Below are 14,698 nucleotides of genomic sequence, written 5' to 3'. Positions count from 1 at the left end.
TCGTTATATTTTTCGGCAGTTTCTAATTCAAATATTTGTTCCAGAGTTTGATTCATTCGGGATTTTTTTTAGCTTGTTGCCAACGGTTTTGTATAAAAAGAGTTGCGTTTTTGCGTGCGAGGAATTTCCGTAGGAAATTCAGATGTAGCAAAAGTGCAACGATCTTTAAATTTTGTTCTAAATATAGCCATTTTTTTTATGCGTTGTTATATACTTTTGCGATAGAGTAGAGTGAGAGCGTTCTGCAAAAATTCAGAAATAGTTTTCCGAAATTTTTAGAGTTGGATTTATCTTCTTAAAACTCAAAAAAATCTCGTAAAGAAAACCAGGCTTTTTTCTGCATAAGTGATTTTCCATTTGAGTGATATTTCTGTAGAATTAAATTCAGTATTATATTAAGTTTTACAAACAACTTAAAGTTCCGCAAACAAGCTTAAATTCCGTTTGAGTGAGATTCAGAGTTTGTTTTTAAATTCAAAGTTTGAGTGAGAAAAAATTCCGATGAATTATGGTTTTAGTAATTCGGTTTTATTAGGAGTTACAATTTCAGAGCAATTGTATATAACGTTTATGTATAAGAATAGTGCGGTTTTGTGTGCGAGGATTTTCCGCAGGAAAATCAGACGTAACAAAAGTGTACGGACTCTTGATTAAGTACTAAACTAAGCATTATTTTTATACGGTGTTAGCTACAGTGTTTTTATCCGTTGTTTCATTTCTTCGAAACTATATTTTGGTTCAAAAACATATTTTCCGTTAGTATCTATAATTCCCCATTTATCATTTAATTCAATCCTCGAAAATCCGTTCTCAAATGGATAACACATTTCGAATTCGGTTGGAATTTTCAGTTTACCATTTTCGTTAATAAAACCGTATTTATCTCCTTTTCGAACTTTAGACAAGCCATTATTGAATTCTCCAATAACCATATATTCGAATTCAGTCAATTTCGTTCCGTTTGGATTATATAATGCTTGAAGATTTTCTTTTCTTAAAACTATTAAACCATTTTCCAACCAACTTATATAATCAAATTCATTTGGTAATATTCTCTCTCCATTTAGCGTTGTTAGTCCACGCTTATTTTTAATAGAACGAGTATCGCCAATTTCTCCTTTTCCAATTATACTATCTTCTTTAATTACTGTTTCTAAAATGTTATTTTTAAGTTTAATTTTACTATAAATAGGTTTAATCAACACATTATTTGTTGTATCAATTATTCCCAAATTATATTCTCCTAAATATTTTGCTCGATAACCAAATATAAATTTATCGTCCTTAAGATGCTTTAAATATTCATACTCAAATGGTATGATGATTTGATTGGATTTGTTAATTAATCCGAGTTTATTGTTTTTTGCAACAACAGCAAAATTGTTAGAAAACGCTTTTGCGTACTGGAATTGCGGTTCTATTTTCACATTACCATTACTTTCTTTAAATCCCCAAAGGCTATCTGCTTTAAATGGTTCCAAATTTTGCGCATAGCCTTTTTGTTGACAAGAAATAATTGTCAAATATGTAACTAATATTATAAGTATGCTCTTTTTCAACATTGTAGCTAACGTTGTTGTATATGATTTGTTGCGTGTTTCAAGCAACTAATTTAGTAAATAATTACCGACCAAGAAAGTCCGCGAGGACTTTCGTAAGTAGGCGAGAAGCCAGCAATAAATTATATACGGTGTTAGCAGTAGTACTTATTCTATTTTTATATTGCCAAAAGTAGTTGGAACTAATGATGAATCAATAATGTCAAATAAGTTTTTTCTGTATTCTTTTGATTTAAGAGTGAAGCTAGCCATATTCAAAAAACTAGGTTTTATGTGTTCCGTGAATAGTTTGGTATTTATGCAATCAGTATCTAATTGAAAACTTACAGAATTTACATCCAATTCAATACATTCCTGATAAGATTTATGGTCAATACTTGGAAAAATATCTTTAAACATAATGTTATATTTGGGCTTGAAATATTTAATTAATGAGGCTTCTGTGAAATTAATTATTTCTTTTTCGCTCAATTCATTTTTCATAAATTTAGACATTATTTTACTAACATTCTGAACTTCATTGTCATGTCTTTTATTTAGTTTGTTGGTTCCATCAAATGAAGTATGAAGCTCTCTATCGAAGCTAAGTAAGTTAAGCCATATTTCTTTATCTGGATTATTTTGAATTGCTTCTGAATAAATTTTTTGAAGAGTAGAGTGATTTTTAAGTCTTGAAGTAGAATCTTTTTCTCCTTTTTTTCCATAAGATTGTCCAATATAAAGTAGTTCAGAGTTAAATTCTTCTGAATATTTTCTAGTATGCATAGCATAATATAATGCACTTTTTGCGTATAGAATTTGTTTATCACCATTAAACATATAAAATTTTGAATGAGGGAATTCTGATTCAATTCTATAATTTTTAGTGTCTTCAATTGGTTTAAGAAATATTATTTTCTCTTCAAAACTAAATTCTTTTTGAACGCGAAAAACAAGTTTTATTAATTCATTGAACTCACATCGTTCAGGAATAATTGCAACCCTTGGTCGGGAAATAATAAAGTATATATGGCAAGGAAATTCTTCTGTAAAACCATCTTTTAGAATTGGGTTCGTTAAGTCATCTTGTTGACACATGGAAATTTTGGTCATATTCATGACTATTCCATATTCAATAAAATTTCTAAATTTATCCATTATTTCTCATGAGTAATTTCGTATTACTGCTAACGTTTATGTATATGGAAAGTTGCGTGTTTGCGTGCGAGGAATTTCCGAAGGAAATTCAGACGTAGCAAACGTGCAACGACCTTTGTTTTAGCACAACACCAGCAATTTTTTATATACGGTGTTGTAAAACGTTTTTATAATTGTTTTAATTCAATCGAATCAGCACTATGGATTTTAATTTCCCAATCTTTATCAATAACTCGCCATCTGCTAAATCCGCTTAAAATTTTGTTTTCTCTCCACTTATTATCATAATAATACAATAATCGAATTTCATTTTCATAATCGTTTTCCGATTTCCGATTAATCTTTTTTCCTTTAAAAACAACAGTTTGGTTTTGGTAAGGAGCTAATGTATCAATCTTGGATTTAGCATTGCGCCCAATTATCGTAACATTAGAAATTCCGAGTTCCGTTTCGTTAATGACTTTTACATTAATTCGATTGCTTTTTTCAGAAGCATAGGATTGTAAAGTCAGGAATAGAAATAAACATAGTATTAAAGTAAAAATATTGATACTTGATTCCTTTAAGCCTTTCAGAAAGCCAAATTTTTTAAAATTAATAAACAAGATTACTAATAGTGAAATAGTCAAGAAAGGAATTAGAAAGTATAGAAACAAATAAACCATAAAAAATGGGTTTGTTTTGAGAAATCCAAATCCAAAAATTGATATTCCTAGAATGAGTAAAATAATCAGAAACGAGTAAAATACTTTTGATGCAATTCTTAATGTTCTATCCATTCTCGTAGGTTTGGTCAAATGTTTTACAACGGTTTTGTATAAAAATAGTTGCGTTTTTGCGAGCGAGGATTTTCCGAAGGAAAATCAGATGTAGCAAAAGAGCAACGATCTTTAAATTTAGTTCTCAATATAGCAATTTTTTTTATGCGTTGTTACATAATTTACCGACACATTTGAGTAATCACGTTTGCTTAGATCTTTGAAGCAAGAGTGGTTTATTCCGAGTTTGAGTGATCAATCTTTACCTTTGATTTAATAATTCCGCAAACTAACTCTAAAATCCGTTAGAGTAAGAAATTCCGCAAGAGTGAGAATCCAATTTATGATAAATTCAGAGTTTGAGTAAGCAACTATTCAGAGTTTGAGTGATGGAAATTCCGAGAAATTTATTTTTTAGAAATTCGGTTTTGATAGGAGTTGCGATTTTCGGAGGTATTTTATGTAACGGTTACGTATAAGAATAGTGCGGTTTTGTGTGCGAGGATTTTCCGCAGGAAAATCAGATGTAACAAAAATGCACTGTTCTTTGTTTAAGCACTAATCTACGCATTATTTTTATGCGATGTTAGCCACAGTTTTTCTTTCGGAATATATTTTCCATATGAAATAAGTTAGTCCTAAAAATCTAACCAAATAATTTAATGAGGTAGTCCAATTAGATTGTGTAACGAAATTATATTTTATAAATTCTGATTCAGGTGCATGAACTATATATTCTGTAATTAAAAAAGTATTTCCGAAAATTAATAATACTAGCAGAATTGCAACTGATAATATTAATAAAATATCTTTTTTAGAAGGAATTTTATTTTTAAAAATTCGGTTGTAAATTTTTATTAAGATTAATATAGACAATAAGCCAAATAGAACATTAATACCTAATATAATAAATTCGTTTTCTATTTTCAATAGTGTGTATATCCAATTAAGTATTGAAGTTAGAATTAGGTATACTTTTTCAAATACTAAATAGCATAATACACTTGAAATTCCAATTTTCAAAATTCCAGATTCCTTTTCCAAGTTTTGTTTTTCCAAGGAACCTAACTTTATAAGATAGAATGTTAGTAATGCAATAGAAACAAATAAGAAGAAAGCAATTGACCAAGATAATTGATTAAAATAGGTTTCTTTAAATGAGCCAAGTCCTGATATTGACTTATATTGATTTCTGTAAATATCAATTCCTTCTCTAATAAAAGTCAGAACTATTAATCCTATAAAAAGTGAAAATATGATTTTTAAAGTCGGAATAATTGATTTTAATATGCTTTTATTGATGGCAATTATCAAAGTAATAATAGGTATAACGCCAGTAATAATTCCATTTAAAGCCAAAAGAATTATTTCATTTTCAATCTGGAATTTTAAATTTACTAATAGTATAGATTTAATTAAAATGTAATGACTTACTCTTAAAATCAAATAGCATAAAATACTAAATGTTCCAATTTTTAGTATGTCATTTTGTTTCATTTGCGTTCTGATTTTAAATTGTGGCTAACGGTTACGTATAAGAATAGTGCGTTTTTGTGTGCGAGGATTTTCCGCAGGAAAATCAGAAGTAGCAAAAAAGCACTGTTCTTTGTTTAAGCACTAATCTACGCATTATTTTTATGCGATGTTAGCCACTGGTTTTATTTCAGTTGAAAATGGATATGATCATCGTGTCTCACAGCTTGACAACCATGAAATCTTACTTTTCCATTTTTTAAATTCAGTCGATGTTTTAAATGAGGTTCAATAAATAGTTTTCCAATCTCATTTTGTTTGAGAATTAGATTTGCTAATTCTCGAGTTCCTTTATTTGAAAATTTTATTTCTTTATTAATTGTACCTAAAGTGACATATTTTGTAAAATCGTATTGCCAATTTCCTTTGTTTTTGCAAACAGAAATTTGGTCATATTCCTTTTCAGTTGGACTTTCAAAAGCTCCATAACCACTTATAGAAGGTTTTTTATTTGTAAGTTTTCCGTTTTTATTTTCGTAAATCAGAGAAATATCTATTTTTTTTCCGTCGTTGTGACTCAAGTGTGGAAGTAAAGGGAATTTGTCAATGAAAGGAAAATTTGCGTCTAGATAAACCATTCTGATTCCGCTATTCCGTTTTTCAAAGTCGTTAGCTATTTTTCCAATTGCTTTGTTTAATTGAGGTTTAACATAATTTCTATTAGCTAGTTTGTAAAAGAATGAATGAGCTTCAAGAAATTCTGTTTCTTTTATTTTCTCACGACCAAAAGTAGGAGCTAGGTTTGGTACAATTAGAAAAGTAGCAAAAATGTAAAGTGTTGCGAAAATTCCGATTCGTTTTAATCTTTTCTTTTCAGTTTTCTTATTAACTAGAATTAATGAAATAAGGTAAATTAATCCACCAATTTGAGTAACAGCAGTTAAAAGAAGTATAATTATAATGTGAAGTATGATTTTCAATAGTATGTTTAACTTGTGGCTAACGGTTTTGTATAAAAATAGTTGCGTTTTTGCGAGCGAGGATTTTCCGAAGGAAAATCAGATGTAGCAAAAGTGCAACGACTTTTAAAATTAGTTCTAAATATATCAATTTTTTTTATGCGTTGTTGCTAACTGTTGCGAGACATTTGAGTAATCACGTTTTTTAATTCCGCTTAATGGATCAATTCCGAGTGAAGTCAGCAAATTGATTTTGTTTTTTTAATTCCGTTTGAGTGGCTTTTCCGAATCAGGCTAAATTCCGCAAGAGTAAATTCAGCAGCTGAGTAAATAATTCCGCAATATTTAATTCCGATTTTGAGTGATTTTTTCAGCGTAAAGTTTAGATGAATTCCGTTCGGTATTTTTTCCGAGTTATAGTTAGCAACGGTTTTGTGTATGGTTAGTTGCGTGGTTAAGCGAGTAAGTTAGCAAACTTTTACGAACCCGAGAAAATTCCGCAGGAATTTTCGCAAGTAAGCACTTAAAAAGCAATTAATTATACACGGTGTTAGCAAATCGTATTTTATTTTTTTCAATATATTAATTCAAGCACAATTATTTTTTTATTTAGTTTATCGTTCAAATCAACATCATATTCTAGCATAACTCTTGCTGTCGATTCAGGGAATAAAAATCCAGCTCTATTTTTTTGTTCGTAAAATTCTTTATGAAATTTGCATTTATCTTTTATTGATGACAAAGCTTGCAAATATTTCCCAGCGTAATTGAAATTCGGTCTATTCAATTCGAGGTTTATAATAGAGTCAAAATTAGAATTTGGCGTAAGCTCTGAAGAATTCCCTCTTGTATATGAATATTCGATAGTTCCGTCTGGATTAGTGTATTTATATCTCGATTTAATATATGGAACTGGATGTTTAATGTATTCTAAAGAATCAGACTCAATTTTGTCAAAATCACTATTTTCTATAATCCATACTGAATCTGGAAATTCATACATTTCTAGTCGTAAATCACTCGTTTTAAATTTATTCCTTGACTTTTCGGATATGCTTTTCCAGTTTTCGGTTTTTTCATCACGTAATTCGATTAAAAACTGTCGGTAAGCATTTTCAGTATCCAAATTCGGATATTGTCTTTTTAAAAAGTCGTTCTCAAAATCGGAAACAAGGAAGTCCAACACAGCTACATTTTCAATTACTAAAACTTTGTCAAATTCCGATATTCCTTTTTCGGCTTTTTTGTCCGAACAACTTATAATTAGGAATAAAAATATGAATGATATGAGAATTTTCATTGGTTGGTCATATGTTTGCTAACGTTGATGTATATGGTTTGTTGCGTGTTTCAAGCAACTAATTTAGTAAATAATTACGGACAAAGAAAGTCCGCGAGGACTTTCGCAAGTAGGCAAGAAGCCAGCAATAAATTATATACGGTGTTGTACGCAGGCTTTTATTCATTCTTTATTTTTATAAATCTAATTTCATTCGAGTTGTAAAGATTAAATATGATTTTTTCGTTTCCATTTCCTCCAAATTGTGAAGCATATTCAATTAAATTTCCATTCTCGTTATAAAATTCAAATTGTCCATCAATTCCTCCAGTTTTCCAAGTTCCGCTTTTTGCAATTCCAACATTTTCTTTTCCATTAAATTTATAAGTTCCGTCCGCAAATAAATTCAATTCAGAGTTAGTTTTTTCTTTTCCTTTTTCAACAGTTTGAATTTCATAAGTTCCAGAAAATTCCTCCATTTCACTTTTATTAAAAGATGGAACTGCTATTAAATACCAAAATGCAATTAAACCAAAACACATTATTGGAACTGTTCCAATTCCGAATGCAATTTTTTTCAGTTTTTGAGATTTCTTAAATATTCCAAATAATAATACAATCAGAGAAATTAACAGAAATATTCCACCAATAAAAATTAATAATATGAATAGTAAACTTTCCAGCATAATGTTTTTTTAGCTTGCGTACAACGTGTTATATCATCACTTTTATTGATTATATCCCGTAAATAGGTCAGGATATCGTTAGTTTTGTGTTAATGTTATCCTGTAAAGATAATTGTTTAATTGCATTATCCAAAGGGCTCTTTATTTGTTGTAAATCTTTTCTAGATACATGTGTATAAATCATTGTGGTTTCTGGTCTGCTGTGGCCTAGTAGTTCTTGTATGTAACGAATATCTGTACCTTGTTCTAACATATGTGTGGCATAACTATGACGTAAAGTATGTGGTGTTACCGGTTTTAGTATTCCAGCAGCTTTAGTGTTTCTTGCAAGAAATGCACGTATAGACCCTGCAGTGTATTTACCGCCTTTAGGGTTCTCTATAAAATATTGTTTTGGTGCATAGGTATTATGATAATTTTTCAATAATGGGAAAAGACTTTCGGCGATAGTAGTGTATCTGTCTTTTCTGCCTTTTGAGTTTTTTACATATAACTGCTTTCTTCTAAAATCAAAATCACTAAGTTTTAAATCAATAATTTCTCCTATGCGTAATCCAGAGCCATAAAGCATTGCTATAATAGTACGATGTTTTAAGTTTTTTGTTACTTGTAATATGGAAAATACTTCTTCTATACTTAATACAATTGGAAGTTTTTTGTCTTTTTTAGGCATATAGACTTTATCTATATCTATAGAACATGCAGGATAGAAATAGGCAAAATGCTTAAAACCACTTACCATTTGTCTATGTGTGCTAACTGCATAATTTAATTTATCTACAGTCCATTCTATATAATGCCTTACATCATTTTCATTAAGATCGTTTACAGGTTTAGAATCGGTAAATCGTAAAAATTCGAGTATAAAACCGCCATAAGCCGCAATAGTACTCGAGCTAAATCTTTTACCTTTTAAAAATTCTATAAAGTAGCGGTAGACTTCTGTTTTTTCTTTGTTTAAAGGATTAAGTTCTACCTTGATGCCTTTACTGTATCGTGGAATACTATTTTTATCATGCGTTTCTAAAAGGCGTAAGTTCTCTTTTTTAATATGAATTTTAAGGTCTTCTAGTCTAACCTCGTCGTAATAGATATAAAACGTTCTATGCGTTTTTGTCCAATACACACCATTAAATTTTTTAATATATTCTTTGACTTCAAAATTATAAGCAAATTTAATCGCGATACAACTTTTTGCATTATGTGTAAATGGCTCTAGTGTGATGGAATTCATGTGTTTATAATAAAAAATGATAACTAAAGATATAAAAAAAAAGCCTATCAAAAGTTTGAAAGGCTTTCCGTAATACTTTTTTTTATAATTTCTTTGCGAAATTTATTAGAAAAAACTTTTTCTATCCATCAACGTGTTAACCAACCGCTTTTATTGGCTGTTGCTATGGCATAGGGTGTAATCCAAAATAAACCAAAAGTGTATAAAATACTATAGGTATATGCCCAGAAACCTTGGGTTGTTTTATATCTATTAGTAAAGAATACTAATGAAAAAGTAGATATAATAGAAATGCTAACTAAGGTAGATCCTATAAATAATAAAGGATGTATCAAAATAAAAAATAGCATGAAAATTAATAAGGGATAACTCATAACTATTCTAACAAAATGACTGATAAATAATAAACGAGTTCCCATTTTTTCGCCTTCTCTAAAGTTAGTAAAAACGTATTTTGACATTTCTAGATTCTCTCTTACATTACTGCGTCCCCAACGGATAAACATTTTATATAAACCTAAATACTCTTCAGGTACATTGGTATATGCAACAGCATTTTTTTGAAATAGTACGTGTTTTCCTTGTTTTAAAATCATGTTGGTCATGGCACGATCTTCCCCAATATCTGAAGGTTGCCCCATAAAGGTTTGGTTTATCCACTCTGGTAAACATTTAAATACTGCAGTGCTTCTATACGCAGCCAAAGCTCCAGGTGTACACAATACCGAATTCAAGTTGCTTTCTGCCGAACGTACAAATTCAAAACTCATCACAAAGCTCACATCCAACATTTTAGGAAGCATTTCTTTTTTATTATTTAAAACACGTATATTTCCTGCAACGGCACCACATTGTTCGTTGTATACAAAAGGACTAACTAAGTTTCTAAGCGTGTCTTTAGTAACAATAGAATCACTATCTACGGTCACATAAATATCTCCAGTACCTAAATGAAACCCACGATAAAGGGCATGACGTTTGCCTTGGTTTTCTGGTTGTTGATAGATTTCTAATTGATCGCCTAATACCTCTTTAGCATCCAGCATCCAATTCCAAGTATCATCCTTACTACCATCATCTATAGATATAATCTGAATTTTATGTTCTGGATAATTACTTTTTGCTAGACTCATTAAGGTGTCCCATACTTGTTTTCCTTCATTGTAAGCAGGCACAATTACCGTACAGGTTGGTAATTCATTGTCTGTTACAGAAGCAATGGGTTTGTATTTTATATAGTTGAATGCGGTATACATGAAAAAAAGCAACTTATAAGCAAAGAGGGTTGCTGCAATAAGAATAAAGCTAACGCCAAGAGAAGATCCCATGTTATTGGTGTTGAATGCTTCAAAATCGGAATGAAAAACATAGAAAAAATACATGCCTATTAATAGAAGTAAGAAAGTGCTTAAGAGCACTAATCTGTTTAACGGATTTTCTATTTTTCTATTCTTATTAAAAAAAGCAAGGATACTATTCTTTCGTTTTTTTGATTTTGTTTGAAGTGTACTGGAATCTGTTGGATTTGTGGTCATAAATCTATTTGGATGTGTGAGATTAAATAAGATTTACGTGAGAGGTTTTTATTTAGATGTTTCCAATTCTTTATTTAAGATAAATTTATAATTTGATAGATAGAATCCTATGCATTTAGGGTGTGAAAAAGAATATAGTAAAATGGGTTTTGTGGAAATAAAAAAACCCAAATAGAATAAATCTATTTGGGTTTGTATTATAAGTTTAAAAAGAATTAATCTTCTTTTTTGTCTTCTCTTGGTTTTCTGTCATCACGTCTGTTATCACGACCTCTATTGTCACGAGAACCTCTGTTATCACGAGAAGCAGGACGTTTGTCGTCTCTTGGTGGTCTTTCAACAAAACCTTCTGGTTTTGGTAAAATAGCTTTTCTAGAAACTTTCTCTTTACGAGTACGTTTGTCTATACCAAAGTATTTTACATCAAAAACGTCTCCCATGTTTACAACATCTGTAACATTTTCTGTACGTTCCCAAGCTAATTCACTTACGTGAAGTAATACTTCGTTTCCTGGAGCATCTAAATACTCAACAACAGCACCAAAATCTAACATTTTGATTACTTTTACTTCGTAAATACTACCTACTTCAGGTTTGAATAATATAGCATCAATTTTTGCCATAACAGCATCAATTCCTTTGCTACCAACACCTAAAATTTCAACAATACCTTCTTCAGTCACAGGATCTTCGTTAATAACGATAGTAGTCTCTGTTTCTTTTTGCATCTCTTGAATTACTTTTCCTCCAGGTCCAATTAACGCACCAATAAATTCGTTTGGTACACGTCTTGTAACCATTGTAGGAGCGTGATCCTTAACTTCTGCATTAGGAGTTTCAATAGTATCTGTTAATTTTCCTAAGATATGTAAACGACCATCACGAGCTTGCGCTAATGCAGATTCTAATACATCATAAGAAAGTCCTTTTACTTTGATATCCATTTGACAAGCAGTAATACCTTTTGAAGTACCAGTTACTTTAAAATCCATATCTCCTAAGTGATCTTCATCTCCTAAAATATCAGATAATACAGCAAATTTACCAGAATCAGCATCTGAGATTAATCCCATTGCAATACCTGAAACAGGTCTTATCATTTGTACCCCAGCATCCATAAGTGCCATTGTACCAGCACAAACCGTTGCCATAGAAGAAGAACCGTTAGATTCTAATACTTCTGACACTACTCTTACTGTGTACGGACAATCTGCAGGAATCATTCCTTTTAAACCACGTTGTGCTAAGTTACCATGACCAACTTCTCTACGAGATGTTCCTCTTAATGGTCTAGCTTCACCTGTACAAAAAGGAGGGAAGTTATAATGTAAATAGAAATTCTCCTCACCTTCGTAAGATGGCATATCTATTTTGTTTGCATCTCTGGATGTTCCTAGAGTAACTGTAGCTAATGCTTGCGTTTCTCCACGAGTAAAGATGGAAGAACCATGTGTAGATGGTAAGTAATCTACCTCACACCAAATTGGTCTAATCTCATCTGTCTTTCTTCCATCTAAACGTAAACCTTCATCTAAGGTTAGGTTTCTAATGGCAGATTTTTCTGCTTTTCTGTAATATTTAGAAACTAAATCTCCAAAATCGGCTAATTCTTCTTCCGAAAAAGTAGCTTTAATTCCGTCTTTAATTTCTGCGAAAGCAGTAGTTCTTTCATGTTTAGATGATCCAGCTTTTGCGATAGCATATACTTTATCGTATGCCATGTCATAAACTTTCTTCTCTAAATCTGCATCTTCTCTTTCACCTTCGTACTCACGTACTTCTTTTTTACCAAATGCTTCTGCTAATTTTACTTGAGCAGCACATTGTACTTTGATAGCTTCATGTGCAAATTTAATTGCGTCTGCCATTTCTTCTTCAGAAATTTCATCCATTTCACCTTCTACCATCATCACAGAATCCGCACTTGCTCCAATCATCATATCGATGTCAGATTCTGCTAATTGTGCTCTGGTTGGGTTGATTACAAATTCTCCATTTACACGTCCAACTCTAGCTTCAGAGATTGCACATTCAAAAGGGAAATCTGATAATTGAATAGCTGCAGATGCTGCTAAACCTGCCATTGCGTCTGGCATAACGTTTTCGTCGTGAGACATTAACTGGATCATCACTTGTACTTCTGAGTGGTAATCTTTTGGGAATAATGGACGTAAAACTCTATCCACTAAACGCATAGTTAATACTTCACCATCACTAGGTCTTGCTTCTCTTTTGAAGAATCCACCTGGATAACGACCAGCTGCTGCAAATTTTTCGCGATAATCTACCGTTAATGGTAAAAAATCAACTGGTGATTGTTTGTAATTGGAAACAACTGTACATAACATCATACATTTTCCTGACTGAACAACAACAGAACCGTGTGCCTGTTTTGCTAATTTTCCGGTTTCGATAGAAATTTCTCTTCCATCACCTAGGTCTATGACCTCTTTAAAAACTTTTGGAATCATAAATAAGTTTTAATACTAATTAAACATTGGTAGTTGTGTTGTGTAGTTGTTGTGGCCAATGAAAAACTGTAATTTAGCTTCTTCAATAATGGAGTTTAGACTCTTCCAAAACGAGTTAGTATATACCAAAAAACCACGCTGTTGGGCGTGGTCTTTGTATTGAGATTATTTTCTTAATCCTAATTCTTTAATTATTGCACGATATCTTAAGACATCTTTCTTAATTAAGTAATCTAGTAAGCTTCTTCTTTTTCCTACTAACATTACTAACGAACGCTCTGTATTATAATCTTTACGATTATTTTTTAAGTGTTGTGTTAAGTGCTCAATTCTATGTGTGAATAATGCAATCTGTCCTTCTGCAGAACCAGTGTTTTTTGCGTTACCACCATGTTTTGCGAATAATTCTTCTTTTGCTTTTTGATCTAAATACATGCTAATATTATTGTAAATGATTTTTATGTACACGAAAGCTCGTCTTTCGAGCGGCAAATATAGTTATTTTTATTTATATAGATATATAAAAAATAAAAAAGACCTTTAATTTTTTAAGTTAAAGGTCTTTTGTGTTATCGTGTTCGTTGTTAAGCTCTTATAGGTTGGTTTTGTACCAAGTCAATATAAAGGTTTACGCGGTTTTTTAATTCTTTTCTATGGGTAATAAAATCTAAGAAACCATGTTCTAATAAAAACTCTGAAGTTTGAAATCCTTCTGGTAATTCTTTACCTGTAGTATCTCTTACAATTCGAGGTCCTGCAAAACCAATTAATGCTCCTGGTTCGCTAATGTTAATATCTCCTAACATAGCAAAAGAAGCTGTTGTTCCTCCTGTTGTTGGATCTGTACATAAAGAGATGTATGGAATACCTGCGTCTGCTAGTTGTGCTAGTTTTACAGATGTTTTTGCTAGTTGCATTAAAGATAATGCCGCTTCCATCATTCGTGCTCCTCCAGATTTAGAGATAATCATGAATGGTAGTTTCTTTTTTAATGCGTAGTCTGCTGCACGAGCTATTTTTTCTCCTACAACGCTCCCCATAGATCCACCAATAAAACTAAAATCCATTGCAGCAATAACTAGGTCATTACCTTTAGATTTTCCAACTGCTGTACGCACGGCGTCTTTTAGTTTGGTTTTTTCTTGTGCTGCTTTTAAACGGTCTGGGTACTTTTTGGTGTCTTCAAATTTTAAAGGATCTTTAGATTCTAATTTAGCATCTAACTCTTTGTATTTATTGTCGTCAAAAAGTATTTCGAAATATTCATTACTACCAATTCTAACGTGGTAACCGTCTTCTGGACTTACATAATGATTTTTTTCTAGTTCTTTTGCGTCTACTATTTTACCTGTTGGAGATTTGTACCAAAGGCCTTTAGGGGTGTCTTTTTTTTCTTGAGTAGAGGTGGTTATACCTTTTTCTTTTCTTTTAAACCAAGCCATATAGATTTACTATTTTAGTTTTTCTAAAATTAATTTAGTTAGTTCTTATTTTAAATAAATAAGTACGCAAAATTACTCATTTTATTAATACAACTCCAAAATAGATGTCGCTATCTTGTTTTCTTGTGTTGTTATTGTATAAAAAAATCCGTTTAAGTACTGAGG

General features: G+C 31.1%; 12 protein-coding genes. All 12 read right to left on the bottom strand.

What is annotated here, in order from left to right; all coding sequences use genetic code 11:
• Positions 1-689: 689 nt before the first annotated feature.
• Positions 690-1,481, bottom strand: a complete 792-nt coding sequence (locus AMD28_RS15855) for a WG repeat-containing protein (protein WP_161804645.1) — start codon at positions 1,479-1,481, stop codon at positions 690-692.
• 225 nt (positions 1,482-1,706) lie between these two features.
• Positions 1,707-2,696 (bottom strand): hypothetical protein, encoded by a 990-nt coding sequence (locus tag AMD28_RS15850; RefSeq protein ID WP_055445130.1) that lies wholly within the window; start codon positions 2,694-2,696, stop codon positions 1,707-1,709.
• A gap of 167 nt (positions 2,697-2,863) precedes the next feature.
• Positions 2,864-3,475 carry a hypothetical protein gene (locus tag AMD28_RS15845; protein ID WP_055445129.1) on the bottom strand — a complete coding sequence of 204 codons (612 nt, stop codon included), beginning with the start codon at positions 3,473-3,475 and terminating at the stop codon, positions 2,864-2,866.
• 555 nt (positions 3,476-4,030) lie between these two features.
• A complete protein-coding gene (locus AMD28_RS15840) occupies positions 4,031-4,951 on the bottom strand; it encodes a hypothetical protein (RefSeq protein ID WP_055445128.1) in 921 nt (306 codons plus the stop codon).
• Positions 4,952-5,112: 161 nt separating this feature from the next.
• Positions 5,113-5,907: a hypothetical protein gene (locus AMD28_RS15835; protein WP_055445127.1), complete on the bottom strand. Its 795-nt coding sequence runs from the start codon at positions 5,905-5,907 to the stop codon at positions 5,113-5,115.
• Positions 5,908-6,460: 553 nt separating this feature from the next.
• Complete coding sequence (locus tag AMD28_RS15830) at positions 6,461-7,186, bottom strand: hypothetical protein (protein WP_055445126.1); 726 nt, start codon at positions 7,184-7,186, stop codon at positions 6,461-6,463.
• 158 nt (positions 7,187-7,344) lie between these two features.
• Positions 7,345-7,851, bottom strand: a complete 507-nt coding sequence (locus AMD28_RS15825) for a hypothetical protein (RefSeq protein ID WP_055445125.1) — start codon at positions 7,849-7,851, stop codon at positions 7,345-7,347.
• Between the two features lie 67 nt (positions 7,852-7,918).
• Entirely contained in the window at positions 7,919-9,085 is a 1,167-nt protein-coding gene (locus AMD28_RS15820) for a tyrosine-type recombinase/integrase (RefSeq protein ID WP_055445124.1), read from the bottom strand.
• A gap of 128 nt (positions 9,086-9,213) precedes the next feature.
• Complete coding sequence (locus tag AMD28_RS15815) at positions 9,214-10,620, bottom strand: glycosyltransferase family 2 protein (protein WP_083478350.1); 1,407 nt, start codon at positions 10,618-10,620, stop codon at positions 9,214-9,216.
• 215 nt (positions 10,621-10,835) lie between these two features.
• Positions 10,836-13,091: a polyribonucleotide nucleotidyltransferase gene (locus tag AMD28_RS15810; RefSeq protein WP_055445123.1), complete on the bottom strand. Its 2,256-nt coding sequence runs from the start codon at positions 13,089-13,091 to the stop codon at positions 10,836-10,838.
• 165 nt (positions 13,092-13,256) lie between these two features.
• A complete protein-coding gene (gene rpsO, locus AMD28_RS15805; RefSeq protein ID WP_055445122.1) occupies positions 13,257-13,526 on the bottom strand; it encodes a 30S ribosomal protein S15 in 270 nt (89 codons plus the stop codon).
• Between the two features lie 149 nt (positions 13,527-13,675).
• Positions 13,676-14,533 carry an acetyl-CoA carboxylase, carboxyltransferase subunit beta gene (gene accD / locus AMD28_RS15800; protein ID WP_055445121.1) on the bottom strand — a complete coding sequence of 286 codons (858 nt, stop codon included), beginning with the start codon at positions 14,531-14,533 and terminating at the stop codon, positions 13,676-13,678.
• Between the last annotated feature and the right edge of the window lie 165 nt (positions 14,534-14,698).

Source organism: Lacinutrix himadriensis (assembly GCF_001418105.1).
GTDB lineage: Bacteria > Bacteroidota > Bacteroidia > Flavobacteriales > Flavobacteriaceae > Oceanihabitans > Oceanihabitans himadriense.
This window is presented reverse-complemented; position numbering and strand designations above follow the sequence as displayed.

Bases quoted from the DNA above. Each gene is read 5' to 3' on its own strand.
- AMD28_RS15850 (WP_055445130.1), bottom strand. From the start codon at position 2,696: ATGGATAAATTTAGAAATTTTATTGAATATGGAATAGTCATGAATATG.
- AMD28_RS15845 (WP_055445129.1), bottom strand. From the start codon at position 3,475: ATGGATAGAACATTAAGAATTGCATCAAAAGTATTTTACTCGTTTCTG.
- AMD28_RS15840 (WP_055445128.1), bottom strand. From the start codon at position 4,951: ATGAAACAAAATGACATACTAAAAATTGGAACATTTAGTATTTTATGC.
- AMD28_RS15830 (WP_055445126.1), bottom strand. From the start codon at position 7,186: ATGAAAATTCTCATATCATTCATATTTTTATTCCTAATTATAAGTTGT.
- AMD28_RS15825 (WP_055445125.1), bottom strand. From the start codon at position 7,851: ATGCTGGAAAGTTTACTATTCATATTATTAATTTTTATTGGTGGAATA.
- AMD28_RS15820 (WP_055445124.1), bottom strand. From the start codon at position 9,085: ATGAATTCCATCACACTAGAGCCATTTACACATAATGCAAAAAGTTGT.
- AMD28_RS15815 (WP_083478350.1), bottom strand. From the start codon at position 10,620: ATGACCACAAATCCAACAGATTCCAGTACACTTCAAACAAAATCAAAA.
- AMD28_RS15810 (WP_055445123.1), bottom strand. From the start codon at position 13,091: ATGATTCCAAAAGTTTTTAAAGAGGTCATAGACCTAGGTGATGGAAGA.
- rpsO (WP_055445122.1), bottom strand. From the start codon at position 13,526: ATGTATTTAGATCAAAAAGCAAAAGAAGAATTATTCGCAAAACATGGT.
- accD (WP_055445121.1), bottom strand. From the start codon at position 14,533: ATGGCTTGGTTTAAAAGAAAAGAAAAAGGTATAACCACCTCTACTCAA.